This is a genomic window from Kitasatospora sp. NPDC097643 (assembly GCF_040302625.1).
Classification (GTDB): Bacteria; Actinomycetota; Actinomycetes; order Streptomycetales; family Streptomycetaceae; genus Kitasatospora.
The window spans coordinates 40,779-65,855 of record NZ_JBEOSA010000026.1; the positions used below are offsets into that span (position 1 = coordinate 40,779).

A 25,077-nucleotide genomic window follows, 5' to 3' on the forward strand; every position below is an offset into this window, starting at 1 on the left:
ACGGCGGGCCCTCCGACGATTCACCGGACCGGGTGCCCGGCCTCCCGCAGCGCGTTCTTGACCTCGCCGATCCGCAGGTCCCCGAAGTGGAAGACGCTGGCCGCGAGCACCGCGTCCGCGCCCGCTTCCACGGCCGGCGCGAAGTCGGCGAGCTTGCCGGCCCCGCCGGAGGCGATCACCGGTACGGATACGGCCTTGCGGACGGCCCGGATCATGTCCAGGTCGTAGCCGTCCTTGGTGCCGTCCGCGTCCATCGAGTTGAGCAGGATCTCGCCCGCGCCCAACTCGGCCGCGCGGCCCGCCCATTCGACGGCGTCGAGGCCGGTGCCCTGGCGCCCGCCGTGCGTGGTGACCTCGTACCCCGAAGGAGTCTCCACCCCGGCAGGGCAGCGCCGGGCGTCGACGGAGAGCACCAGCACCTGCCGCCCGAACCGCTGGGCGATCTCACGCACCAGCTCGGGCCGGGCGATGGCGGCGGTGTTGACGCCGACCTTGTCGGCGCCGGCCCGCAGCAGCTTGTCGACGTCCTCGACGGCGCGGATGCCGCCGCCGACGGTGAGCGGGATGAAGACCTGCTCGGCGGTGCGGCGGACCACGTCGTAGGTGGTCTCCCGGTCGCCGGAGGAGGCGGTGATGTCGAGGAAGGTCAACTCGTCGGCGCCCTCGGCGTCGTAGAGCTTGGCCATCTCGACCGGGTCGCCGGCGTCGCGCAGGTTCTGGAAGTTGACGCCCTTGACCACCCGTCCGGCGTCCACGTCCAGGCAGGGGATGACACGTACTGCGAGGGTCACGGCTGTTCGCCTTCCAGGGTTTCCAGGGTTCCCAGGGGTTCGGAGGCTTCCAGAGCTTCCGGGGCGTCCAGGGCTTCCAGGGTCTTTGCCAGCCCGGCACGATAGGCGTCGAGCTCGATCTCGACCATCATCCGGGAGTCGATCAGGCCCTCGACCACCACCATGGTGGCCACCGGGCGGGCGGCGGCGAAGAGTTCGCGGTGGGCGCGGCCCACCTCCTCGGCGTCGCGGACGTGGGTGATGTACATCCGGGTGCGGACCACGTCGTCCACCGTCAGACCGTACGCGGCCAGGGCCTGGAGCCCAACGCCGAACGCGGCGAGGGTCTGCCCGTACGGGTCGCCCTCGTGCTCGATCCGGCCGTCCACCCACGCGGTGGAGCCGGCGACGTGCACGTGGTCGCCCGCGGCGACCGCCCGGGAGTAGCCGAACTCGTCCTCCCAGGGGGAGAATCCGCCGATCCGACCGCGTACGACCCGGCCGCGTGCGATCTGACGTTCCGTCATCCTGAAACCGCCTCCAGGGCCTCTTCGAGGGTGAACTTCTGCTCGTAGAGTGCCTTGCCCACGATGGCGCCCTCGACACCCACCTCGACCAGGCCGGCGATGGCGCGCAGGTCGTCGAGCGAGGAGACGCCGCCGGAGGCGACGACCGGGCGGTCGGTGGCGGCGCAGACGTCACGCAGCAGCTGGAGGTTGGGGCCGGTGAGGGTGCCGTCCCGGTTGACGTCGGTGACGACGTAGCGGGCGCAGCCCTCGCTGTTCAGCCGCTCCAGCACGTCGAAGAGCTGGCCGCCGTCGCGGGTCCAGCCGCGGCCGCGCAGGGTGGTGCCGACGACGTCCAGGCCGACGGCGATCTTGTCGCCGTGCTCGGCGATGGCCTTGGCGACCCACTCGGGGGCCTCCAGGGCGGCGGTGCCGAGGTTGACCCGGGTGCAGCCGGTGGCGAGCGCGCGGGCGAGCGACTCGTCGTCGCGGATGCCGCCGGACAGCTCGACCTTGATGTCCAGCTGGCCGGTGACCTCGCGCAGCAGCTCGTAGTTGCTGCCCGTGCCGAAGGCGGCGTCCAGGTCGACCAGGTGCAGCCACTCGGCGCCGGCGTGCTGCCAGGCGAGGGCGGCGGCCAGCGGCTCACCGAAGGAGGTCTCGGTGCCGGAGGCGCCCTTGACCAGGCGGACGGCCTGGCCGTCGCGGACGTCGACGGCGGGCAGCAGTTCGAGGCGGCTCTTCAGGCTCATCAGATACAACTCTCAGACGGTCAGAGGGTGTTGACCCAGTTGGTCAGCAGGGCGGCGCCGGCGTCACCGGACTTCTCGGGGTGGAACTGGGTGGCCCAGAGCGGGCCGTTCTCGACGGCCGCGACGAACGGCTGCCCGTGCGTGGCCCAGGTGACGAGCGGGGCGTTGATCCGCGCGCTGTGGATCTCCAGCTCCCAGTGCCGCACGCCGTAGGAGTGCACGAAGTAGAAGCGGGTCTCCGGGTCGAGGCCGGCGAACATCCGGCTGCCCTCGGGCACGTCCACGGTGTTCCAGCCCATGTGCGGCACGACCGGCGCGTCGAGCGGCTCGACGGTGCCCGGCCACTCGTCGCAGCCCGGGGTCTCCACGCCGTGCTCGACCCCCTTCTCGAAGAGGATCTGCATGCCGACGCAGATGCCCATGACCGGCCGGCCGCCGGCCAGGCGGCGGCCGATGATCCAGTCCCCGCGGACCGACTTCAGGCCGCGCATGCAGGCCTCGAAGGCGCCGACGCCGGGGACGAGCAGGCCGTCCGCGTTCATCGCGGTGTCGTAGTCGGAGGTGACGGTGACGGTCGCACCGGTGCGCTCGACGGCGCGCTGCGCGGAGCGGAGGTTGCCCGACCCGTAATCGAGGACGACGACGTTCTTGCCCATGTTCAGGTGTCCAGTCTCTTCAAGCGGGGTCAGTCGGGGTCAGCCGGGACTACAGGCGCATGACGCCGGCGGCCAGGCACATGCCCGAGCCGAGGGCGAGCACCAGGATGACGCCCTTGGGCAGCTTCTGCTTCCAGAACGAGATCACCCCGCCGGCCAGGAACAGCCCGACGAAGATGAGCCCGACAGCGGCCTTGCTCACAGCGCCCCCTTGGTGGACGGAAGGATGCCGGCCGCGCGGACGTCGCGCTCGGAGGCGTAGCGCAGGGCCCGGGCCAGCGCCTTGAACTGGCACTCGACGATGTGGTGGGCGTTGCGCCCGTACGGCACGTGGACGTGCAGGGCTATCTGGGCCTGGGCCACGAAGGACTCCAGGATGTGCCGGGTCATCGTGGTGTCGTACGAGCCGATCATCGGCGCCATGTTCTCGGGCTCGGTGTGCACCAGGTAGGGCCGGCCGGAGAGGTCCACGGTGACCTGGGCGAGCGACTCGTCCAGCGGCACCGTGCAGTTGCCGAAGCGGTAGATGCCGACCTTGTCGCCGAGCGCCTGCCGGAAGGCGGCGCCGAGCGCGAGGGCGGTGTCCTCGATGGTGTGGTGGGTGTCGATGTGCAGGTCGCCGTCGGTCTTGACGGTGAGGTCGAACAGACCGTGCCGGCCGAGCTGGTCGAGCATGTGGTCGTAGAACCCGACGCCCGTGGAGATGTCGGTCTTGCCGGTGCCGTCGAGGTCGATCTCGACCAGGACCGAGGTCTCCTTGGTGGTGCGCTCAACGCGTCCGATGCGGGACATGCGGGATTACAGCTCCTTGATCACAGTGCGAACGGCGTCCAGGAAGGCGTCGTTCTCGGCCGGCGTGCCGGCGGTGACGCGCAGCCACCCGGGGACGCCGTTGTCGCGGACCAGGACACCCTGGTCGAGGATGGCCTGCCAGACCGCGTGGGTGTCGGCGAAGCGGCCGAACTGGACGAAGTTGGCGTCCGAGTCGGTGACCTCCAGGCCGAGCCCGCGCAGCGCGTCCACCAGCCGGTCGCGCTCCTCCTTGAGCCGCCCGACGTACCCGAGCAGGGTGTCGGTGTGCTCCAGGCAGGCCAGCGCGGTGGCCTGGGTGACGGCCGACAGGTGGTACGGCAGCCGGACCAGCTGCACCGCGTCCACCACCGCCGGGTCGGCGGCCAGGTAGCCCAGGCGCAGCCCGGCCGCACCGAAGGCCTTGGACATGGTGCGGGTGATCACCAGGTTGGGGCGGCCCTCGATCAGCGGCAGCAGCGAGGCGCGGTGCGAGAACTCGACGTACGCCTCGTCGACGACCACCAGGCTGGGCCGGGCGGCCTGCGCGGCCTCGTACAGCCGCAGCACGGTGTCGGTGGCGACGGCGGTGCCGGTCGGGTTGTTCGGCGAGCAGACGAAGACCACGTTGGGCCGGTGCTCGGCGATCGCGGCGACGGCGGCGTCCACGTCGATGGTGAAGTCGGCGTTGCGCGGGCCGGAGATCCAGGCGGTGCCGGTGCCCCGGGAGATCAGGGCGTGCATCGAGTAGGAGGGCTCGAAGCCGAGCGCGGTGCGGCCGGGGCCGCCGAAGGTCTGCAACAGCTGCTGGAGCACCTCGTTGGAGCCGTTGGCGGCCCAGACCTGCTCGCGGGCCACGGCGAAGCCGGTGGTCCTGCTGAGGTACCCCGCCAGACCCGTACGCAGCTCGACCGCGTCCCGGTCGGGGTAGCGGTTGAGGTGGCGGGCGGCCTCGGCGACGCGCTCGGCGATCCGGGCGACCAGCTCCTCGGGCAGCTGGTACGGGTTCTCGTTGGTGTTCAGCTGGACGGGCACGTCCAACTGCGGTGCGCCGTACGGGGACTGGCCGCGCAGCTCGTCCCGGATGGGAAGATCGTCAATTCGAGTCACGAGCCGGGAACCGTCCAATCGAACCGGGCCTTGATGGCGTCGCCGTGCCCGGGCAGGTCCTCGGCGTCCGACAGGTTGACCACGTGTGCGGCGATGTCCGCCAGCGCGTCCCGGTCGTACTCGACGACCTGGACGCCGCGCAGGAAGGTCTGCACGGACAGGCCGGACGAGTGGCAGGCGCAGCCGCCGGTCGGCAGCACGTGGTTGGAGCCGGCCGCGTAGTCGCCCAGCGAGACCGGGGTCCAGCGGCCGATGAAGACCGCGCCCGCGTTGACCACCTTCGCCGCCACCGCGTGCGGGTCGCGGGTCTGGATCTCCAGGTGCTCGGCCGCGTAGGCGTTGACCACGGCCAGGCCCTGCTCCAGGTCGTCGACCAGGATGATGCCGGACTGCCGGCCGCCCAGCGCCTCGGCCACCCGCTCGCTGTGCTTCGTCCGCGCGACCTGCGTCTTGAGCTCGGCCTCGACCGCCTCGGCCAGCGCCACCGAGTCGGTGACCAGCACCGAGCCGGACGTCGGGCCGTGCTCGGCCTGGCTGATCAGGTCGGCGGCCACGTCGGAGGCCAGCGCGCTGTCGTCGGCGAGCACGGCGATCTCGGTCGGGCCGGCCTCCGAGTCGATGCCGATCCGGCCGGAGAAGTAGCGCTTGGCGGCGGCCACGTAGATGTTGCCGGGGCCGGTGACCATGTTGACCGGCGCGCACTCCTCGGTGCCCAGCGCGAACATCGCGACCGCCTGGGCGCCGCCGACCGCGTACACCTCGTCGACGCCGAGCAGCGCGCAGGCCGCCAGGATGGTCGGGTGCACCCGGCCGCCGAACGCCTTCTGCGGCGGGGAGGTCACGGCGATGCCCGGCACGCCCGCCTCCTGGGCCGGCACCACGTTCATCACCACGGAGGACGGGTAGACCGCCAGCCCGCCCGGCACGTACAGGCCGACCCGCTGCACCGGCACCCAGCGCTGGGTGACCGTGCCGCCCGGGACCACCTGGGTGGTGTGCCCGGTCCGGCGCTGGTCCGCGTGGACGGCGCGGGCCCGGCGGATCGACTCCTCCAGCGCGGCGCGCACCTTCGGGTCCAGCCCGGCCAGGGCCTCGGTCAGCTGCTCGGCCGGGACCCGGGTGGACTCCAGCCGGACGCCGTCGAACCGTTCGGTGATCTCGATCAGCGCCGTGACCCCGCGATGGCGTACGTCCTCGGCGATCGGACGCACCTTCTCCAGGGCGGCCGCGACGTCGAAGTCGGCACGGGGCAGCAGGTCACGCGGGTCGTCGAGCGAGCCGCGCAGATCGATTCGAGAGATCACGCCACCCAGTGTAAGGAGTGGCCGGAATCGCTGGTCCCGCATTTCAGTCCGTGATACGAAAGGCGAGACGAACGGGGGGCGGGGGAAACGATGGCGGAGCGGGCACCGGAGCACTGGACCGACACCGAGCGGGAGCTCTGGGAGGCGTTCCGCCAGGGGGACGTGTTCGACCGGCGGGTGCGCGACACCGAGGCCGACGACCCCTTCGGCGACGCCGACTGGGGCCCCGAGCGCACCGTCCGCGCGGAGGTCCTCGCCCACCTGCTGCTGGCCGGCCCGTCCGCCGCCGCCGGGCGGGTCGCCTCGCTGCGGCTCAACGGCGTGCTGATCACCGGCAGCCTCAACCTGGCCGGCGGCGCCATCGGCCACTACGTGGAGCTCCACGAGTGCCGCTTCGCGCACAAGGTCCTGGTCTCCGAGGCCACCGCCACCACGCTGCGCTTCGTCACCTGCCTGATCCCCCGCCTGGAGGCCTCCCGGCTGGCCACCACCGGCGACCTCCACCTGGCGCGCTGCCGGATACCGGACGGCATCCGGCTCACCGACGCCAAGATCGGCACCGACCTGCTGCTCAACCAAACCGTCCTCGGCGGCGACCGCTACGGCCGCGCCGTCTCCGCCGACGGGATGACCGTCCACCAGGACTTCGAGGCCGACCGGATCGAGGTCCACGGCGAGCTGAGCCTGCGCACCGCCCGGATAGGCGGCCGGCTCTCGCTGCGCGGCGCCCAGCTGCACGCCGTCCCGCAGAACCGCATCTGCCTCAACGCCGTCCGGATCACCGTCGGCCACACCGTCTACCTGACCGCCTCGGCCGACGGCGGCTGGTTCGGCTCCCGCAGCTACTACGGCTCCGGGTACGGCCAGCAGCCGCCACCGGACGCCCCCAGCACCCCGTTCCGCGCCCACGGCCACGTGCGGCTCTCCGACTCCCGCTTCGAGGCCGCCTGCCTGATCTCCGGCGAATTCCACCTGGAGGGTGAGGACGAGCTCTCACTGAGCCGCATTCACACCCCCGAGCTGCGGTTCGCCTGCCGGGTCCGCCCCACCGGCCCGGTCTCGCTGTCCCGCGCCCGGGTCGGCAACCTGGTCGACACCCCGGACGCCTGGCCGAGCGGCAGGCACCTCAACCTCACCGGCTTCGTCTACGAGAGCCTGCGCCCGGCCGCGTCCTTCAGCATCCAGCAGCGGATCGCCTGGCTGGAGGGCGCCTCGGCGGAGTTCCAGCCGGAGTCGTACGAGCAGCTGGCCTCCGCCCTGCGCCGCGACGGCGCCGACGACGACGCCCGCGAGGTGCTGTACGCCAAGCAGCGCCGCCGCCGGCAGACCCTCACCCTGCCCGCCCGGGCCTGGGGCCGGGTGCAGGACGTCACCGTCGGCTACGGCTACCGCCCCGGCCGGGCCGGCCTGTGGCTGCTGCTGGCGTGGGCGCTCGGCAGCATCTGGTTCGCCACCCACGAGCTGGAGCCGCTCAAGGCCGACGAGCGCCCGCACTGGAACCCGGTGCTGTACACGCTCAGCCAGCTGCTCCCGGTCGTCGACCTCGGCCAGCAGGGCTGGAACCCGGGCGGCCTCAGCCAGTACGTCTCCGTCGGGCTGGTGATCGTCGGCTGGTTGCTCGCCACCACCGTGGTCGCCGGGGCCTCCCGGATGCTCCAGCGCGGATAACCGGGCGACACCGGCCCCGCCCGGGGAACTACGCTGTCCGCCGTGACAGAACGGCTGCCGCTCTTCCCGCTGAACAACGTGCTCTACCCGGGCCTCGTGCTGCCCCTGAACGTCTTCGAGGAGCGTTACCGCCGTCTCGTCGCCGATCTGCTCGAACTGCCCGAGGACACCCCGCGCCGCTTCGGCGTCCTCGCGATCAAGGACGGCCGCGACGTCGCCCCGGTGCGCCCGGGGGACGGCCCCGCCGGGCCGCTCGACGGCCTCGGCACCGCCACCGGCGACCCGCTGGAGGCGGTGTTCCACATCGGCTGCGTCGCCGACATCGCCTCCGCCCAGCACCAGCCGGACGGCCGCTACGAGCTGCTGGTCACCGGCACCACCCGGTTCTGGCTCCGCTCGGTCGACGTCACCGGCCCGTACCTGACCGGCGAGATCGAGCCGATCGAGGAACGCCCCGGGGAGGGCTCCGGCGCCCTCGCCTCCGAGGTCGAACGGGCCTTCCGGGTCTACCAGAAGCGCCTCGCCGGGGCCCGCGAGGCCAGCACCGTCGGCCGCCAGGAGCTCCCCGACGACCCGCAGGTGCTCTCCTACCTGGTCGCCGCCGCCTCGGTGTTCGAGACCCCGGTCAAGCAGCAGCTGCTGGCCTGCCCGGACACCGCCCAGCGCCTACGCACCGAACTCGACTTGCTGCGCCGCGAGAGCGCCGTGCTCAGCTGGCTGCCGTCGCTGCCCGCGGTCGACCTCACCCGCCAGTCGTTCAGCCCCAACTGAGGTCGGCCCCAAGCGAGTTCAACCCAACCGAGTCCAGCCCCAACCACGCCGGGAGCCACCGCCATGGCCAAGAAGCCGAAGAAGGGCGGCCAGGGCACCCCCGCCACCGTCGCCCTGGAAGCCGCCGCCGTCCCGTTCACCGTGCACTCCTACGAGCACGACCCGGCCGCCGCCTCCTACGGCGGCGAGGCCGCCGAGGTCCTGGGCATCCCCGCTGACCGCGTCTTCAAGACCCTGGTCGCCGACGTGGACGGCGTCCTCACGGTCGGTGTCGTCCCGGTGGCCGGCCAGCTCGACCTCAAGGCGCTCGCCGCCGCCGTGGGCGGCAAGCGCGCCGCGATGGCCGACCCGGCCGCCGCCGAACGCAGCAGCGGCTACGTGCGCGGCGGCATCTCCCCGCTGGGCCAGCGCCGCCCGCTGCGCACCGTCGTCGACGCCAGCGCCCTCGGTCACCCCACCGTGTACGTCTCCGCCGGCCGCCGCGGCCTGGAGGTCGAACTCGCCCCCGCCGACCTGATCACCCTCACCCGGGCCCACACCGCCCCGATCGCCCGCTGACCCACGCCAGGGCCGGGGCAGCGGCTACCCGCTCAGCCCTGCCCCCGCTCCTCCGGCCCCGGGTGAGCCTGCGGCCCCGCGTAGCCCTCCGGCCCCGGGTAAACCTCCGGCCCCGTGTAACCCTGCGGCACCGCCCCCCAGTACGGCGGCGGGTCCTCCTCGCGCTTGCCGAACGCCGCCGACAGCGCCAGCAGCGCCACCATCGCCCCCATCGGCCACGCCACCAGCGCCCCGAGCGCCCCCAGGTCGAGGTTCGCGCTGAAGTGCCCGCCGGGCCCGACCCGCCGGGCCTCCGCGATCAGGTTGTCGCTGGGCCCGAGCCACTGCCCGATCCGCCAGGCCCCCACCGACCCGAGCAGCCCGCCGAGGGCCAGCCCGACCGCGACCGCGATGCCCCCGCCGCGCCGCCGGGTGGCCAGGAAGGCCCCGAGCGCCGTCAGGATGCCCGCCCCGAGCCCGATCAGCACGAAGACCGCGTCGGCCCCCGCCCGCTGCTCGCCCTCCGGGTCCAGGTACAGGATCCGGTCGCCGTCCACCACCAGCGGCACCTTGGGCGCCAGCCAGGCCCACAGCCCCGCCGCGACCAGCCCGACGACCACGCACGCGAGCACGACGGCCGCGCCGATCCGCAGCTCCGGCAGCAGCCGGCGGCCGAGCGAGGGCCTGGGTGACTGCGCCACCAGCCCGGGCGGCGGCAGCATCCCGTTGTCCGGGGCCGGCGGCGGCGCGAACGGGTCGCGGTCGGCGTCCGGCCCCGGGTTCACGTCGGCGCGAATGGGTTCCGGAGGTGTGTTCGGTACGGTCACAGGCCCCATCGTTTCACGCTCGCCGTCCGGACGGGCCCGCCACCCGTCCCGGCGCCGGCCGCCCCGCACCGCCCGCCACCGGGCCGCTACCGGGCGACGGCCCGCCGGTACGCCCAGGTGGCGAGGGCCAGCGAGACCACGCCGACGCCCGCGCAGACCCCCAGGTCGCCCACGACCAGTGCCCAGTCCGGGTCGGGCGTGAACGTACGGGCGAAGGCCTCCACCCCGTACGTGGACGGCAGCAGGTCCCGCAGCCACTGCACCGGCTGCGGCAGGTGGTCGACCGGCAGCACGCCGAGCAGCAGCGCCGCCGACATGCCGAGCTGCCCGAGCATGGTGGCGATCTCCTGCCGGGGCGCGAGCAGCCCGCAGGCGGCCCCCAGCCCGGCGAGCGCGGCCCCGGCCAGCGGGACGACCGCCAGCAGCACCCACAGCTGCCCCAGCGGCAGCCCGAACATGACCGCCCCGACCGCCGCCGTGACCACCGACCCCGGCAGCGTGAACGAGGCGTACGCGGCGGCCGCGCCCAGCACCACCGAGGCGGCGGGCACCGGCAGGGTCGCGTAGTGGTCCAGGCCACCGGTGGCCCGGAGCTTCCCGAAGTACTGGGCGAGCAGGTTGAGCGCCACGAACGCGACGACCAGCACGCTCGACCCGGCGACCACCGACCGCGCGGCCGTGGTCTGCCCGGCGTCGACGACGCCCCGCATCATCACCAGGATCCCCAGCGACTGGAAGGTGGCGACGAACAGCAGCGGGATCCGCGCCACCCGGGCCCGGGCGAGCTGGGCCCGGTAGACGGCGGCGAGGGCGGGCAGCAGCCGGGCCGCGGGGGCGAGCGGAGCGGGGGCGTGGCTCGCGGGGGCGGGGGCCTGCGGCGGCACCGAGAGCAGCGTCACTTGGCCAGTCCTCCGTGACGGCCGCCGAGCTTGAGGTACGCGTCCTCCAGGCTCGGCGTGGCGAGGGTGAAGTCGTCGAGCGCGGCGAAGGCCGGACCGGTGGTGACGGCGGCGACCAGTTCGCGGGCCTGTTCGGGGGTGGTGCGGACGGTCCAGCGGCGGCCGGTGCGTTCGGCCCGCTCGGCGAGCGCGGCGACGGCGGGCACCCCGACCGGCGCCTCGTCCCGCCAGACCAGGTCGAGCCGGACGTCCCCGTCGACCAGCGCCTTGAGCCCGCCGGGCGTGTCGCAGGCGATCACCCGGCCGTCGTCGACCACCGCGACCCGGTCGAGCACGGTCTCCGCCTCGATGACGTTGTGGGTGACCAGCAGCACGGTGGTGCCGTGGTCGGCCCGCCGCCGGTCGACGGCCGTCCACACGGCGCGCCGGGCGACCGGGTCCATGCCGGTGGTCGGCTCGTCGAGGACGAGCAGCGGCCGCTCCCCGACCAGGGTGGCGGCGAAGCAGGCGAGCCGGCGCTGCCCGCCGGAGAGCTTGGCGAGCGGCCGGTGCGCGATCGGTTCCAGCCCGAGTTCGGTGAGCACGTCGGCGGCCTCGGCGCGGGCCTGTGCCCGGCCGAGCCCGCGCAGCCGTCCGGTGGTCTCGGCGGCGAGGGCGACGGTCAGCTCGTCGAGGGCGGTCGACTCCTGGCCGAGGTAGCCGAGCAGCCGGGCGGCCCGTTCGGGGTGGCGGACGATGTCGTGGCCGAGCAGTTCGATCGAGCCGGAGTCCGGCCGCAGCAGCCCGGTGAGCTGGCGGACCAGCGTCGACTTGCCGGCGCCGTTGGGTCCGAGCAGCCCGAAGACCTCGCCCTGCCGGACGCTGAGGCTGATCCCGTCGTTGGCCCGGATCGCGGTGGCGGCGGCGCCGCGCCCGCTGCGGTAGGTCCTGACCAGGTCGCGTACGGCGACGCACGGCGGGGTGTCGTGGGGTGGTCGCCCGGCCGTCTCGTTCACGACCGAAGACTCTACGCGCTCGCACGGGCGAGCCGGACAACGGGGCACGGTCGCCGACCGCCGAGGCCCGGCCCCTGCCGCGTCAGTCGTCCACGACCATGGACCCGCCCGGCACCCGCGCGGCGAGCTCCTTCCAGAACCCGGCCCGGATGGCGTAGCGATCGTGTTCGTCGATCTGGTCGTCCTTGTGCGCGAGCAGGCCGAATCGGGCCGCGTAGCGGAGCAGTTCTCCGTCGACCCGGTGCGGGATGCGCGGGTAGTCGGGCCAGAGCACGGTGAGCCGTTCGACGTCGCCGAGGCGGTCGCTCCAGCGGCGGGCGAAGACCTGGCCGACCTCGTGGGCGTCACCGCCGATGGAGGTGATGTCCTCCTCGCGGTCGGCCCAGCGCTGTTCGGCGGTGGTGAGCTGGGCGAGGGTGGGCAGGCTGTCGCCGGCGGTGACGGCGGGTTCGGGGGCGGGCCGATCGACCCAGCCGCGGTCGGAGGACCAGCGCAGCACCGGCCCGGTCTGCCCGACGGCGCCGTGCCCGTTCACGCCGTGTGCGGTGGCGCCGTGCCCGTTCACGCCGTGTCCGTTGGCTCCGTGCCCGTTGGCGACCGCCGTGATCGGGGTGGCGGCGGTGCGCCCGGCGAGGTCCTTGGGGGTGGGGACGACCTTGAGCGCGGCGGCCGGCTGGGGTCGCCCGGGGGCGACGGCCGGGACGGGCGCGGGGGCGTCGGCGGCCGGGTGGACGGCCGGGGGCACCACGGCGGGCAGGGCGGCCGGCGGCGCGGCGAGGATCTTGGCGATCTCCTGGCGGGGGCCGGGCGCGGGGAAGACGCTGGAGGTGTCGCGCAGGGTGAACGAGCCCTCGATCCACTCGCGGTCCAGCACCCGCCGTTCGTCCGCCTCGCCGACCAGGTCCTCGGACTGGTTGAAGTCGCCGTCGGCGGCCTGGAGCGCCCACAGGTGGACGACCACGCCGTGTTCCTTGGCGGACATCATGCCGGGCAGCAGGTCGCCGTCGCCGGTGATCAGCACGACGTCGGCGCAGGCCCGGTTGCGGGCGAGTTCGGAGAGTTCGGCGTGCATCGCCGCGTCGACGCCCTTCTGCACCCAGCGCCCCTCGGCCCGGGTGAGCGCGCCGAGCCGGACGGTGACCCGGGGCAGCACCCGCAGCCGGCGGTGCTCGGGCATCGGCCGCCGGTCGGGCGCGGCGTCGAACCAGTAGATCCGCAGCAGCGGCAGGCCGGTCTCGGCCTCGGCGCGTTCCCGCAGCGCGGTGATCAGCGCGGTGTGGTCGACGGTGACCCGGGAGCGGGATGGATCACCGGCGAGCAGGCTGGCGGCGGCGCCCAGTAGGTATCCGGCGTCCACCAGGACGACACAGCGGTCCATCGCGCACCTCTTCCGCTCGCCCTCGGGGTCAGGCCGGGTGGGCTCGGTCCGCCCGCCGCCCGGGCGTGGTGGGGTGAGGGGCCCCCGTGACCGCCCGATCGTTGGGTCGTCTTTTCCCCCTGGTTCGCGCGCCGAACCTCGGAGGATGTCCCGGTACCGCAACGGCCGCCCCAACGGAACGCAAAGGCGGGCCCCGTCCCAACGACGGGGCCCGCCCCATGGTCACGCGTGGTCACGCGAGCGACTGATCAGCCCTTGAGCTCCGCGGCGACGAGCTCGGCGAGCTGGACGGCGTTGAGGGCCGCACCCTTGCGCAGGTTGTCGTTGGAGACGAACAGCGACAGGCCGTGCTCGACGGTCTCGTCCGCCCGGATCCGGCCGACGTAGCTCGGGTCCTTGCCCGCGGCCTGGAGCGGGGTGGGGATCTCGGACAGCTCGACGCCCGGGGCGCCGGCGAGCAGCTCGGCGGCCCGCTCGGGGCTGATCGGGCGCTCGAAGCGGGCGTTGATCTGCAGCGAGTGGCCGGAGAAGACCGGCACGCGCACGCAGGTGCCGGCGACCTTCAGCTCGGGGATGCCGAGGATCTTGCGGCTCTCGTGGCGCAGCTTCTGCTCCTCGTCGGTCTCGTTGGAGCCGTCCTCGACGATGGAGCCGGCCAGCGGCACCACGTTGAACGCGATGGGGCGCCGGTAGACCTTGGGCTCGGGGAACTCGACCGCGGCGCCGTCGTGGGCGAGCGCGGAGGCGCCGTCGACGACCTTGGCGGCCTGGTCCTGGAGCTCGGCGACGCCGGCCACGCCGCTGCCGGAGACGGCCTGGTAGGTGGAGACGACCAGCGCGGCCAGCCCGGCCTCCTGGTGCAGCGGGCGCAGCACGGGCATGGCGGCCATGGTGGTGCAGTTCGGGTTGGCGATGATGCCCTTGGGGCGGTCGGCGATCGCCTCGGGGTTGACCTCGGAGACCACCAGCGGCACCTCGGGGTCGCGGCGCCAGGCCGAGGAGTTGTCGATCACCACGGCACCGGCCGCGGCGACCTTCGGGGCCAGCGCCTTGGAGGTCGTGCCGCCGGCCGAGAAGATCACGATGTCCAGACCGGTGTAGTCCGCCGTCGCCGCGTCCTCCACCGTCACCTCGGTGCCCTGCCACGGCAGCGTGCGCCCGGCCGAACGGGCCGAGGCGAACAGCCGCAGCTGCTCGACCGGGCCAATGCCACCAGGAAGTCCTGCGCGCTCCGCCAGGATCTCGCGGACCACGCCGCCGACCTGGCCGGTGGCCCCGACAATGCCGATCTTCATTTCCGACTACTCCTCTGGATGGTGCTGTTCACAGCCGCACTCTGCCCATCATGCCTTGTCACGGGCTCGATACGACCTGGTATTCCACGGTGTGAGAGGGCGCCCGGACAGGCCCTAGCGGTCCAGACCATTCACGAGGGCCAGCGCCGCGTCCACCTCGGCCCGCCCGGCCGGCAGCAGCGGCAGCCGTACGTCCGGCGTCGGGATCCGGCCCTGGGCGTGCAGCACGCCCTTGGTCACCGTCGGGTTGGGCGCCGTGAACGCGGACAGCGCCAGGGCGGTCAGCCGGTGCCCGAGCGCCCGGGCCCGCTCGACGTCCCCGGCCCGCCAGGCCTCGTACAGCTCGACGAACCGGCCGGTCGCCAGGTGCGCGGAGGCGAGGATGCCGCCGGCCGCGCCGATCGCCAGCATCGGTGCCAGGTAGGCGTCCTCCCCGGTGAGGAACGCGAACCCTTCGGGGGTGTCGGCGAGCAGCTCGGCCGCCGTCTGGTCCAGCCCGCCGGTCGCGTACTTGACGCCCACCACGCCCTCGATCGCCGCCAGTTCGCGCAGTGCGCCGGTGGAGAGCTGCTGCCCGGTGCGGTACGGGATGTGGTAGACGACCAGCGGCAGCGGGCTCCTCTCCGCCAGCGCCCGGAAGTGCGCGACCGTCCCGGCCTCGCCCGCCCGGACGAAGGACGGGGTGGTGACCAGCGCCGCCGCCTCCGGCGCCCGCGCGCCCAGCGCGGCCAGCGCCTCGCCGACGGCCCGGGTGTCACCACCGGAGGCGCCGACGATCAGCTGCGCCCCGCGCGCCGCACAGGCGGCCGCGGCGACGTCGATCACGGCGTCCCGCTCCTCGGCGGTGAGCGCGGCGGGCTCGCCGGTGGTGCCGAGCGCGACCAGCCCGGCCGCGCCGGCGTCCAACAGCTCGTGGGCGAGCTTCTCCAGGGCGTCCAGCGCGACCGTGCCGTCCGCGGCGAAGGGCGTGATCAGGGGGACGTAGATACCCGTGAGTTCCATGCCCACGATCCTGCGGCCCGCCGATCGCCCGGGTCCAGTTCACATTTCCGACGCTTCTCGTAAGCTGAGCCGATGCTCGACGTCCGACGCCTTCGCCTGCTGCGCGAACTGGCCCACCTCGGCACCATCGCCGCCGTGGCCGAGGCGCTGTCCTTCAGCCCTTCGGCGGTGTCCCAGCAGCTGTCCGTCCTGGAGAAGGAGGCGGGCGTCCCGCTGCTGGAGCGGACCGGCCGCCGGGTGGCGCTGACGCCCGCGGGCCGGAACCTGGTCCGGCACGCCGAGTCGGTGCTGGCCCTGCTGGAGCAGGCGGGCGCCGAACTCGCCCACGCCCGGCAGGGGTTGGCCGGACCGCTGCGGATCGGCACCTATCCCTCGGCGGCCCGCGCGATCATCCCGGCGGTGCTCGCCGAACTGGCAAGCTGGCACCCGGGGTTGGAGCCGATGGTGACCGAGGTCGATCCGGCGGGCGTCGCGGCGGCACTGCGCGCGGGCGAGTTGGACGTCGCCCTGGTGCACGAGTACGACCTGGTCCCGGCCGATCCGGAGCCCGGCCTGGCGGTCACCCGGCCGGTGTTCACCGAGCCGATGTACCTGGCCGCCCGGACCCCCGGTACCGTCGCCGAGCAGCGCACCGCGCCGTGGATCATGTCCCCGCCGGGCACGCTCTGCCACGGCATGGCCGTCCGGGCCTGCGAGTCCGCCGGTTTCGCACCCCGGATCCGGCACCAGATCGACGACTTCGCGACCGTCCTGGCCCTGGTGGCGGCCGGCCAGGGCGTGGCCCTGATCCCGCACCTGGGCACCGCGAACCCGCCACCGGGGGTCGTCCTCACCCGGCTGCCGATGTACCGCCGCACCCGCGCGGCCTTCCGCGCCGGCGCCGGCTCCCACCCGGCGATCTCCGCCTTCGTCTCGGCCCTGCACACGGCGGTGCCCCCGGGCCTCGGCGGCCAGACCTGAAACGCCCGGGCACGCCTGAAGAAGCCCGGGGGCGCCCACCGTCGTGAGCGCCCCCGGCCGTCCGCCTTACCCGGTCACATGCCTTACCCGGCCAGACAGCTGGGCCCGAGCAGCTGCTTCAGGTCCCCGAACAGCGCCGGGTCCGACTTCACCCGGTGCCGGTCCAGCCGCAGCACCGTGGTCTTGGTGTGGCCCTCCAGCCGCACCCGCACCTCGGTCGTGCCCCGGTGGCTGCCGAGCACCTCTCCGAGCCGGGCCACCAGCGGCGGCGTCACCTTCCCGCTCGGGATGAGGATGGTGATCGGCGCCTCGGCGTGCGCGTTCGACAGGTCGGGGACGGACAGCTCCATCCCCATCAGCCGCGGCACGTCCTCCCGCTTGTCCAGCTTGCCGCGCACGAACACCACGGCGTCCTCCACCAGTTGGGAGGACACCAGCTGGTAGCTCGCCGGGAAGAACATGCAGTCGATCGACCCCGCCAGGTCCTCGACCGTCGCGATCGCCCAGGCGTTGCCCTGCTTGGTCATCTTCCGCTGGAGGCCCGAGATGATGCCGCCGATGGTGACGATCGTCCCGTCCGGCCGGTCGGCGAGGTCCGCCACCGCGCAGTCCGCCTTGTCGGCGAGCACGTGCTCGATGCCGTGCAGCGGGTGCGAGGAGACGTACAGCCCGAGCATCTCCCGCTCCTGGGTGAGCAGGAAGGACTTCTCCCACTCCTCCTCGGAGAACACCACGTCCAGCCCGAAGCTCGGCTCGTCGCTGGTCGCGTCGCCGCCGAACAGGTCGAACTGGCCCTCGGCCTCCTTGCGCTTCACCCCGACCACGTTGTCGATCATCGGCTCGAACTGCGCGCTCAGGCCCTTGCGGGTGTGCCCGAGCGAGTCGAACGAGCCCGCCTTGATCAGCGATTCGACGGTCCGCTTGTTGCAGACCACCGACTCCACCTTGTCCAGGAAGTCCGGGAAGGAGACGAACTTCCCCTTCGCCTTCCGGGTCCGGATCATCGACTCGACCACCGGCCCACCGACGTTGCGGATGGCGGTGAGCCCGAAGCGCACGGTGTCGCTGCCGTGCGGGGTGAAGTCCGAGTCCGACTCGTTGACGTCCGGCGGCAGCACCTGGATGCCCATCTTGCGGCACTCGTTCAGGTACACCGCCGACTTGTCCTTGTCGTCCTTGACGGACGTCAGCAGGCCGGACATGTACTCGGCCGGGTAGTTGGCCTTGAGGTACGCCGTCCAGTACGAGACCAGCCCGTACCCGGCGGTGTGCGCTTTGTTGAACGCGTAGCCGGAGAAGGGGACGAGGACGTCCCACACCGCCTGGATCGCCGCGTCCGAGTAGCCGCGTTCCCGGCAGCCCTTCTGGAACGGGACGAATTCGGCCTCCAGGATCTCCTTCTTCTTCTTGCCCATGGCGCGGCGCAGCAGGTCGGCCTGGCCGAGCGAGTACCCGGCGAGGATCTGCGCGGCCTTCTGCACCTGCTCCTGGTAGACGATCAGACCGTACGTCGGCCGGAGCACCTCCTCCAGGGGCTTCTCCAGCTCCGGGTGGATCGGCGTGATCTCCTGCTGCCCGTTCTTCCGGAGCGCGTAGTTCGTGTGGGAGTTGACGCCCATCGGGCCCGGTCGGTACAGCGCCAGTACGGCGGAGATGTCCTCGAAGTTGTCGGGCTTCATCAGGCGCAGCAGCGAGCGCATCGGCCCGCCGTCGAGCTGGAAGACGCCGAGCGTGTCACCGCGCGACAGCAGCTCGTAGGTCGGCTTGTCGTCCAGGGGCAGATCAAGCAGGTTGATCTTGACGCCCTTGTTCTTCTCGATCGCCTTGACGGCGTCGTCCATGATCGTCAGGTTGCGCAGGCCGAGGAAGTCCATCTTGAGGAGGCCGAGGCCCTCACAAGTGGGGTAGTCGAACTGCGTGATGGTGACGCCGTCGGTGTGCCGGGTCCAGACCGGGATGTGGTCGGTCAGCGGCTCGGCGGACATGATGACGCCGGCCGCGTGCACGCCGGGCTGGCGGATCAGGCCCTCGATGCCCCGCGCGGTGTCGATGACCTTCTTGACGTCCGGGTCGGTCTCGTACAGCCCCCGGATCTCGCCGGCCTCGCTGTAGCGCGGGTGGCTGCTGTCCGTGATGCCGGACAACGGGATGCCCTTGCCCATGACGTCCGGCGGCATCGCCTTGGTGATCCGGTCGCCCATCGCGTACGGGTAGCCGAGGACGCGCGAGGAGTCCTTGATGGCGGCCTTCGCCTTGATGGTGCCGTACGTGACGATCATGGCGACCTTGTCGGAGCCCCACTTGTCCGTCACGTAGCGGATCACGTCACCGCGCCGGCGCTCGTCGAAGTCGATGTCGACATCGGGCATGGAGATGCGCTCGGGGTTGAGGAAGCGCTCGAAGATCAGGCCGTGCGGGATCGGGTCGAGGTCGGTGATGCCCATCGCGTACGCGACCAGCGAACCGGCCGCCGAACCACGGCCGGGGCCCACCGCGATGCCCTGGCTCTTCGCCCACATGATGAAGTCGGCGACCACGAGGAAGTACGCCGGGAACCCCATCTGGATGATGGTGTCCATCTCGTACTCGGCGAGCTTCTTGTGCTCCTCGTCGTACCCGTCCGGGAAGCGCCAGTCCATGCCCTCCCAGACCTTGGACTTGAAGAAGTCCGCCTCGGACTCGAAGCCCTCCGGGATCGGGAAGCGGGGCATCAGGTTCTTGAACTTGAACATGCCCTCGGTGTCGACCCGGGAGGCGACCAGCAGCTGGCTGTTGCGGCAGCCCTCCTGCCAGGCGTCCGAGGAGTCCAGCGCGTACATCTCGGCGGCCGACTTGATGTAGTAGCCGGTGCCGTCGAAGCGGAAGCGGTCCGGGTCGGAGAGGTTCTTGCCGGTCTGCACGCAGAGCAGGAGGTCGTGCGCGCCCGCGTCGGCCTCGGTGGTGTAGTGCGAGTCATTGGTGACCACCGGGGGGATGTTCAGCTTCTTGCTGATCTCCAGCAGCCCGTCGCGGACCCGCTTCTCGATGTCCAGGCCGTGGTCCATCAGCTCCAGGAAGTAGTTCTCCTTGCCGAAGATGTCCTGGTAGTCGGCGGCCGACTTCACCGCCTCGTCGAACTGGCCCAGGCGCAGCCGGGTCTGCACCTCGCCGGAGGGGCAGCCGGTGGTGGCCATCAGGCCGCCGGACAGCTCCGAGATCAGCTCCTTGTCCATCCGGGGCCACTTCACCAGCCAGCCCTCCGCGTACGAGCGCGAGGTCAGCTTGAAGAGGTTGTGCAGGCCCTCCTTGTTCCGGGCCCAGATGGTCTTGTGGGTGTACGCGCCGGACGCCGAGACGTCGTCCTTCTTCTGGTGCGGCTGACCCCACAGGATGCGCTTGGTGTTGCTGCGGGACTCCGGCGCGACGTACGCCTCGATGCCGATCACCGGCGTGATCCCGGCGTCGGTCGCCTGCCGGTGGAACTCGGCGGCGCCGTACATGTTCCCGTGGTCGGTCATCGCGACGTGGGTCTGGCCCAGCCGCTCGACCTCCTTGAACATCTGCTTCAGCCGGGCGGCACCGTCCAGCATCGAGTACTCGGTGTGAACGTGCAGATGCGCGAACGGCTGGTCGCTCAAGGCGGGGCCTCCGGAGGCTCGTGCTGGTCTGGTGGGCCGGCGAACGCGCAGGTCACAGGGGTTACCCCTGGAAACAGACGAGGTCCGAACCGCCTCATGGGGTCCGGACCATCACTCACACGTTCACCCGTCTACTCTAGCCTCCCGCCGGGCCCGCGCCGCCTCCCGAACCCCCGGGTCCTCCATCGGATCGCCGCTCAGGTATCCCAGCCGTTCCCGGACCTCGGGCGTGTCCGGAGCCCGCCCGACCGCCAGCATCCGGGCGTCCGCCTCACAGTCCCACAGGCTCTCGACGTACACCTCCGCAAGCCCGGCCGGCGCCACCCCCGCCAACGCCTCCAGGTACGCGGCCCGCTCGTACGAGTGCGGCGTCCACAACCAGAACCGCCGCAACAACGAGGCCGCCCCTGCCGCCTCCGCCCCGAACCGCGCGAGCCCGCGCGCCAGCCCGTCCGGCCCGCACCACACCTGCTCCACCCAGCACCGCTCCAGCCCGGCCACCAACGCCGCCAGGTCCCCCACCTCCCCGTGCTCCGGCAGCGGATCCCTCCGCCCCCGGCGATGCGGAGCCGGCTCCTGCGGTACCGGTCCGGCGTCGGTCAGATCACCCCACCACTCCACCGGCCAGACCAGGGCCACCGACTCCAGCACCTCCGCCCGGCGCTCTCCCCCGTCCCGGACGTACGCCCGCAGCGCCTCCCGCGCCTCGCCCGACCCGCCGAGCGCCAGCAGCTCCAGGACCCGGGTGGCCCGGTCGCAGGCGCCCTCGTCCCCGGCCAGCAACTCGACCACCGGCCCGAGCGGCAGCTCCAGGTCCCGGACCAGCCGCGCCAGATACAGCGCCCGGTCGTCCACCTGCCGATCCCACCGCCACTCCCAGCGGATGCACCCGTACACCAACTCGGCGGCGGACGCCGGATCCTCCGCCGCCATCCGCGCCCCGAGCCCCCGGCCCCGCTGCAACAACCCCGGCAGCGTGTTCGCCGGCGCGTACTCGTATCTCCGCTCTGCCATGGCCCCCATCCTCGCCCAGCCGACCGGGCCACCGGATCTCGATCCAAAGGTGGAGCAAGGAAAATAGGCCCGTCGCATTGTCCGAGTAACTCGACAGTTCGAGCACAGTGGGTCATTCGCCACCAATTGCCCATAGGATTCCGACCGTCAGAAATCCGCACCCACCAACGGGCAGAACATGGCCAACAGCACCGACGTCAAGCGCCAGTTCGACGAGATCGACACCGACGGCAACGGCACCATCAGCCTCGAAGAGCTGAAGGACTACCTCCAGAAGGACCCCAAGGTCACCGACGAGAACGCTGCCGCCATCATCAGGTACGCCGACGAGAACAGCGACGGCCAGATCGACCTCGACGAGTTCGCCGAGCTCATCCGCAAGTGACGTCAGGGGCGGTTCACCGGCTCTCCCGGTGAACCGCCTCCTTCCCTCTCCTCGGCCCCTCGCGCCCAGCCGCGCGAGGGGCCGCCGACTTGCACAGGAAGTCGACCAGGCCGACTTTTCACGATTTTTTTGTCTGTCGCAGTCCACCGACGGACCACAAGCAACCGAGCCCGCAGCGGAACAGAGGGACCCACGATGACGCACCCGTTCGAGATCGAACTGGAGACGGTCCTGCCGGCCGGCCCGGAGCAGGTCTGGGAGGCCGTCGCCACCGGGCCGGGGATCGACTCCTGGTTCATGGGCCGCAACCACGTGGAGGCCCGCGAGGGCGGCACCGCCACGATGGACACCGGCGGCCACCGGGGGGAGGCGCTGATCACCGCCTACGAACCCGGCGAGCGCTTCGCCACCCGCACCCCCACCGCCGAGGACGGCCGGTTCATGGCCTTCGAGTACCTCATCGAAGGGCGCGAGGGTGGCAGCACCGTCCTCCGCGTCGTCCACAGCGGCCTCCTGGGCGACGACTGGCAGGACGAGTACGACGCGCTGCGCCGCGGCTGGCCCTTCCACCTCGGCACGCTGCACCAGTACCTGACGCACTTCCCCGGCCGCACCGCCCTCCCGGTCTTCGCCGCGGCGCCGACGGGCGACCGGTCGGCGCAGGACGTCCGGACGGTACTCGCCCGCGCCCTCTCCCTCCCCACCCCGGTGACCGTCGGCGCCCGGGCCCACGCCGAGCCGGCCGACCTGCCGCCGCTGGACGGTGAGGTGGTCTGGGCGGACGACGAACGCTTCGAGATCCGCACCACCGACGGGATCTACACCTTCCACCAAGGCCCCGGCATCGCGCTGAGCTTCCACCACCTGTTCGGCCCGGCCCCGGCCGGAGCCGAGACCGCCTGGCAACGCTGGCTGGCCGCACACCTCAACTGACCGACACGACCCAACCCGACACCGACACCGAGACCGAACGGAACCTCCGATGCGCACCCTCATCAGCACCGCATTCATCTCCCTCGACGGCGTCGTGGAGGCCCCGGGCGGCGAGCCCGGTTACCGCAACTCCGGCTGGACCTTCAAGGACGTCGAGTTCGTCCCCGAGGCCTTCGAGATCAAGGAGCGCGAGCAGCGCGAGTCCACCGCCATCCTGATGGGCCGGGTCAGCTACCAGGCCTTCAGCCCGGTGTGGCCGGACATGCCGGAGTTCGCCCACTACAAGACGATGCCGAAGTACGTCGTCTCCACCACCCTCACCGAGGACCAACTGGTCCCGAACTGGGGCGAGACCACCATCCTGCGCTCCCTCGACGAGGTCGCCGCGCTCAAGCGGACCGAGGGGGGCCCGATCATCGTCCACGGCAGCGCCACCCTGAACCACGCCCTCTCCGACGCGGGCCTGATCGACCGCTACCACCTGCTCGTCTACCCACTGCTGCTCGGCGCCGGCAAGCGCCTGTTCAGCACCACGGACAAGGACACCCAGAAGCTGAAGCTCGTCGAGCACGAGGTCTACTCCAACGGCCTGCAGAAGAACGTCCTCGACGTCCTCCACTGACACTGACACCCCTCACCGCGCAGCACCGCACAGGAAGTCGGCCCGCCCGACTTCCTGCGCAGCCCGCCCATCCCCCGGCCCCTCCGGCACTTACGACACCTACGGCGCTGCCGGGCCAACCGTCGCCAACAGCTGCACCACCAGCGGGTTCCGATCGCCCGCACGCCAGGCGACGGCGACCCGCGTGCGGGCGGTGCCGGCCTCGATCCGGCGGAAGGCCACACCGCGGAGGCGGATCCGCCGGATGCTCGCCGGGGCCAGGGAGACGCCCAGGCCGGTCTCCACCAGCGCGCACACCGTCTGCCACTCCACCGCGTGCTGGACGACCCTGGGCGTGAAGCCCGCCGCGCCGCACAGGCCGGTGATCCGGTCGTACAGCTGCGGGCCGACCGCGCGGGGCAGCAGGACGAACGGCGAGTCCGCCAACTCGGGGACCCGCACGGTCCGTTGGGCGGCCAGCGGGTGGGCGGCCGGCAGGACCGCCACGAACGGCTCGGTGAGGACGGTCCGGAAGCCGATGCCCGGCTCGTCGGCCGGGGGCTCGCGCAGCAGGCCGATGTCGATGGCTCCCTCGTGCAGGGCGGCGAGCTGCGGCGCCGTGGTCATCTCACGGATGTCCAACTCCACACCGGGGTACCGCTCCCGGAAGGTGCGCAGCAGCCCGGGCAGCACGGTCAGGGCGAGGGACGCGGAGAAGCCGATCCGCAGACGCCCGGCCCGGCCGCTGCCGACGGCCCGGGCCGCCGCCAGACCGTCGGCGAGGCCGGTGATGGCCTGCCGCGCGGCGGGCAACAGTTCGCGACCGGCCGGAGTGAGCGCGACCCGCCCCGGTTCGCGGCTGAACAGCGCGTGGCCGACCTTCTCCTCCAGCCGCCGGATCTGCTGACTCAACGGCGGCTGGGCGATGCCCAGGCGGGCGGCCGCGTGGCCGAAGTGGAGTTCCTCGGCGAGCACGACGAACGCGTGCAGCTGCGGGAGGGGAATCTCGGGACGGTCCATACGCCCAGGGATATCAGGTCATGCCTGTCACCGTATTAGACGTATCGGTGCTGCTCACCTAGCGTTCGGCGCATGACAGAGCGACGCGCGATCCTCAGCGGTTCGACCTTCGAGGAGCAGATCGGCTACGCCCGGGCCGTGGTCGACGGCGACCGGGTGCACGTGTCCGGGACGACCGGCTTCGACTACACCACCATGACGATCTCCGACGACGTGGTGGAGCAGGCCGAGCAGTGCCTGCGCAACATCGGGGCCGCGCTGGCCGAGGCGGGCTGCACCTTCGCGGACGTGGTCCGGGTGCGCTACCTGCTGCCCGAGCGCGCGGACTTCGAACCCTGCTGGCCGGTCCTGCGCCGCTGCTTCGGCGAGGTCCGCCCGGCCGCCACGATGCTCGTGTGCGGTCTCGCCGACCCCCGGATGAAGATCGAGATCGAGGTCGACGCCCGCCGGACCACCGCGTAACGCCCTACATCTCCCGCCCGGCCCGTCCCACGCGTAACGCCCCCTGCTCACCCACTCACCCGTCCAGCTCGTCCAGCTCCGCCAGGAAGTCCAGCGCCACCGCCCAGGCCCGCTCGGCCGCCTCGGCGTCGTAGTCGGCCAGCTCGGGGTCGGTGAACAGGTGCCCGGCGCCCCGGTAGCGGTGCACCTCGACGTCGGCCCCGGCCCGACGCATCCGCAGGTACCAGGCGTTCAGCCAGTCCTCGGTCTCGAACGGGTCCGGCTCGGCGACGTGCAGCTGGACCGGGATCGAGGTCTCGGCATCCTCCCGCAGGTCCGAAGTCCCGTGCAGGAGCAGCAGCCCGCGCGCCTTCTCGTCCGCCAGCGCCAGGTTCTGCGCGAGCGAGCCGCCGAGCGAGAAGCCCGCGTACACCAGCCCGCCGTCGGACAGCGGAGCGGACACCGCCACCGCCCGGCGCAGCAGTTCCTCGCTGCCGCCGATCTCCTCCTGGTACGCCAGCCCGGCCTCGATGTCGTCGAAGGTCCGCCCGTCGAAGAGGTCCGGGGCGTGCACGGTGTGCCCGGCGGCGCGCAGCCGCTCGGCGGCGGCGTGGACGGCGGGGCGCAGCCCGAGGGCGGAGTGGAAGAGGACGATCTGGGCCACGGCGGGGATCCTTCGACGTACTACTGGGGCTCGGTTTCCCCTCCATGATCCCGCATGACCGCGCACCCACCGCCTCCCACGCCCCCGCACCCCACCTCCGCCCGGGGTGGCCAAATCCGATCGTTTCGCAACAGAACGTCAGATCACCCGATTTACCTATGCTTTACCAGCGGGTAACCTTCC

The 25,077-nt window shown here is 72.4% G+C and carries 26 protein-coding genes; 8 read left to right on the forward strand and 18 right to left on the reverse strand.

Features of this window, described 5'->3' with window-relative positions; all coding sequences use genetic code 11:
• Positions 1-20: 20 nt before the first annotated feature.
• Genes hisF through hisD form a run of 8 tightly spaced genes read right to left on the reverse strand, consistent with a single transcriptional unit; the run spans position 21 to position 5,887 of the window.
• On the reverse strand, positions 21-791 hold the full coding sequence (gene hisF / locus ABTY15_RS18435) for an imidazole glycerol phosphate synthase subunit HisF (RefSeq protein WP_350590668.1): 771 nt from the start codon (positions 789-791) through the stop codon (positions 21-23).
• Entirely contained in the window at positions 788-1,297 is a 510-nt protein-coding gene (locus ABTY15_RS18440; RefSeq protein ID WP_350590672.1) for a RidA family protein, read from the reverse strand. Before ABTY15_RS18440 ends, hisF begins: the two co-directional genes overlap by 4 nt.
• A complete protein-coding gene (priA, locus tag ABTY15_RS18445) occupies positions 1,294-2,028 on the reverse strand; it encodes a bifunctional 1-(5-phosphoribosyl)-5-((5-phosphoribosylamino)methylideneamino)imidazole-4-carboxamide isomerase/phosphoribosylanthranilate isomerase PriA (RefSeq protein WP_350590678.1) in 735 nt (244 codons plus the stop codon). The genes ABTY15_RS18440 and priA overlap by 4 nt, the downstream gene beginning before the upstream one ends.
• Positions 2,029-2,048: 20 nt before the next feature.
• Positions 2,049-2,684, reverse strand: coding sequence for an imidazole glycerol phosphate synthase subunit HisH (hisH, locus tag ABTY15_RS18450; RefSeq protein ID WP_350590686.1), 636 nt, complete (start codon positions 2,682-2,684; stop codon positions 2,049-2,051).
• Between the two features lie 49 nt (positions 2,685-2,733).
• A complete protein-coding gene (locus ABTY15_RS18455) occupies positions 2,734-2,886 on the reverse strand; it encodes a CG2302 family histidine operon protein (RefSeq protein WP_350590690.1) in 153 nt (50 codons plus the stop codon).
• Complete coding sequence (hisB, locus tag ABTY15_RS18460; RefSeq protein WP_350590695.1) at positions 2,883-3,476, reverse strand: imidazoleglycerol-phosphate dehydratase HisB; 594 nt, start codon at positions 3,474-3,476, stop codon at positions 2,883-2,885. The genes ABTY15_RS18455 and hisB overlap by 4 nt, the downstream gene beginning before the upstream one ends.
• Positions 3,477-3,482: 6 nt before the next feature.
• Positions 3,483-4,583: a histidinol-phosphate transaminase gene (locus ABTY15_RS18465; protein ID WP_350590701.1), complete on the reverse strand. Its 1,101-nt coding sequence runs from the start codon at positions 4,581-4,583 to the stop codon at positions 3,483-3,485.
• Positions 4,580-5,887: a histidinol dehydrogenase gene (gene hisD / locus ABTY15_RS18470; RefSeq protein ID WP_350590707.1), complete on the reverse strand. Its 1,308-nt coding sequence runs from the start codon at positions 5,885-5,887 to the stop codon at positions 4,580-4,582. Before hisD ends, ABTY15_RS18465 begins: the two co-directional genes overlap by 4 nt.
• Positions 5,888-5,977: 90 nt before the next feature.
• On the opposite strand from hisD, the gene ABTY15_RS18475 reads away from it, so the two are divergent.
• From ABTY15_RS18475 to ybaK, 3 genes are all read left to right on the forward strand, one after another.
• Entirely contained in the window at positions 5,978-7,555 is a 1,578-nt protein-coding gene (locus ABTY15_RS18475; RefSeq protein WP_350590713.1) for an oxidoreductase, read from the forward strand.
• Between the two features lie 42 nt (positions 7,556-7,597).
• Complete coding sequence (locus tag ABTY15_RS18480) at positions 7,598-8,326, forward strand: LON peptidase substrate-binding domain-containing protein (protein WP_350590718.1); 729 nt, start codon at positions 7,598-7,600, stop codon at positions 8,324-8,326.
• A gap of 63 nt (positions 8,327-8,389) precedes the next feature.
• Complete coding sequence (gene ybaK, locus ABTY15_RS18485) at positions 8,390-8,884, forward strand: Cys-tRNA(Pro) deacylase (RefSeq protein ID WP_350590725.1); 495 nt, start codon at positions 8,390-8,392, stop codon at positions 8,882-8,884.
• Positions 8,885-8,916: 32 nt separating this feature from the next.
• Here ybaK and ABTY15_RS18490 read toward each other — a convergent pair whose 3' ends face one another.
• The 6 genes from ABTY15_RS18490 to ABTY15_RS18515 form a co-directional block, all read right to left on the reverse strand.
• Entirely contained in the window at positions 8,917-9,648 is a 732-nt protein-coding gene (locus ABTY15_RS18490; protein ID WP_350590728.1) for a hypothetical protein, read from the reverse strand.
• Positions 9,649-9,776: 128 nt separating this feature from the next.
• Positions 9,777-10,589 (reverse strand): ABC transporter permease, encoded by an 813-nt coding sequence (locus tag ABTY15_RS18495; protein ID WP_350590733.1) that lies wholly within the window; start codon positions 10,587-10,589, stop codon positions 9,777-9,779.
• Positions 10,586-11,584, reverse strand: a complete 999-nt coding sequence (locus ABTY15_RS18500; RefSeq protein ID WP_350590738.1) for an ABC transporter ATP-binding protein — start codon at positions 11,582-11,584, stop codon at positions 10,586-10,588. The genes ABTY15_RS18495 and ABTY15_RS18500 overlap by 4 nt, the downstream gene beginning before the upstream one ends.
• Before the next feature lie 82 nt (positions 11,585-11,666).
• Positions 11,667-12,962 (reverse strand): NYN domain-containing protein, encoded by a 1,296-nt coding sequence (locus ABTY15_RS18505; RefSeq protein WP_350590743.1) that lies wholly within the window; start codon positions 12,960-12,962, stop codon positions 11,667-11,669.
• 248 nt (positions 12,963-13,210) lie between these two features.
• Positions 13,211-14,257, reverse strand: coding sequence for an aspartate-semialdehyde dehydrogenase (locus ABTY15_RS18510; RefSeq protein ID WP_350590753.1), 1,047 nt, complete (start codon positions 14,255-14,257; stop codon positions 13,211-13,213).
• A 114-nt stretch (positions 14,258-14,371) separates the two neighbouring features.
• On the reverse strand, positions 14,372-15,259 hold the full coding sequence (locus ABTY15_RS18515; protein ID WP_350590768.1) for a dihydrodipicolinate synthase family protein: 888 nt from the start codon (positions 15,257-15,259) through the stop codon (positions 14,372-14,374).
• A 72-nt stretch (positions 15,260-15,331) separates the two neighbouring features.
• Here ABTY15_RS18515 and ABTY15_RS18520 point away from each other — a divergent pair, with 72 nt between their 5' ends.
• Positions 15,332-16,219: a LysR family transcriptional regulator gene (locus ABTY15_RS18520; RefSeq protein WP_350590776.1), complete on the forward strand. Its 888-nt coding sequence runs from the start codon at positions 15,332-15,334 to the stop codon at positions 16,217-16,219.
• Positions 16,220-16,302: 83 nt separating this feature from the next.
• Here ABTY15_RS18520 and dnaE read toward each other — a convergent pair whose 3' ends face one another.
• A complete protein-coding gene (gene dnaE / locus ABTY15_RS18525) occupies positions 16,303-19,836 on the reverse strand; it encodes a DNA polymerase III subunit alpha (RefSeq protein ID WP_350590781.1) in 3,534 nt (1,177 codons plus the stop codon).
• Positions 19,837-19,959: 123 nt separating this feature from the next.
• Positions 19,960-20,850 (reverse strand): hypothetical protein, encoded by an 891-nt coding sequence (locus ABTY15_RS18530; protein ID WP_350590784.1) that lies wholly within the window; start codon positions 20,848-20,850, stop codon positions 19,960-19,962.
• A 178-nt stretch (positions 20,851-21,028) separates the two neighbouring features.
• On the opposite strand from ABTY15_RS18530, the gene ABTY15_RS18535 reads away from it, so the two are divergent.
• The 3 genes from ABTY15_RS18535 to ABTY15_RS18545 all read left to right on the forward strand — a co-directional run bounded on the left by ABTY15_RS18535 (position 21,029) and on the right by ABTY15_RS18545 (position 22,790).
• Positions 21,029-21,235: an EF-hand domain-containing protein gene (locus ABTY15_RS18535; RefSeq protein WP_350590793.1), complete on the forward strand. Its 207-nt coding sequence runs from the start codon at positions 21,029-21,031 to the stop codon at positions 21,233-21,235.
• Positions 21,236-21,430: 195 nt separating this feature from the next.
• The gene (locus tag ABTY15_RS18540) at positions 21,431-22,168 is read left to right on the forward strand and encodes an SRPBCC family protein (RefSeq protein WP_350590800.1); all 738 of its coding nucleotides are present in this window, start codon (positions 21,431-21,433) and stop codon (positions 22,166-22,168) included.
• A 49-nt stretch (positions 22,169-22,217) separates the two neighbouring features.
• Positions 22,218-22,790, forward strand: coding sequence for a dihydrofolate reductase family protein (locus tag ABTY15_RS18545; RefSeq protein ID WP_350590807.1), 573 nt, complete (start codon positions 22,218-22,220; stop codon positions 22,788-22,790).
• 99 nt (positions 22,791-22,889) lie between these two features.
• On the opposite strand, the gene ABTY15_RS18550 is transcribed toward ABTY15_RS18545, so the two are convergent.
• Positions 22,890-23,789 carry a LysR family transcriptional regulator gene (locus tag ABTY15_RS18550; protein WP_350590814.1) on the reverse strand — a complete coding sequence of 300 codons (900 nt, stop codon included), beginning with the start codon at positions 23,787-23,789 and terminating at the stop codon, positions 22,890-22,892.
• 72 nt (positions 23,790-23,861) lie between these two features.
• Here ABTY15_RS18550 and ABTY15_RS18555 point away from each other — a divergent pair, with 72 nt between their 5' ends.
• Entirely contained in the window at positions 23,862-24,251 is a 390-nt protein-coding gene (locus ABTY15_RS18555; protein ID WP_350590817.1) for a RidA family protein, read from the forward strand.
• 55 nt (positions 24,252-24,306) lie between these two features.
• On the opposite strand, the gene ABTY15_RS18560 is transcribed toward ABTY15_RS18555, so the two are convergent.
• Positions 24,307-24,894 carry a dienelactone hydrolase family protein gene (locus tag ABTY15_RS18560; protein ID WP_350590820.1) on the reverse strand — a complete coding sequence of 196 codons (588 nt, stop codon included), beginning with the start codon at positions 24,892-24,894 and terminating at the stop codon, positions 24,307-24,309.
• Positions 24,895-25,077: the final 183 nt, after the last annotated feature.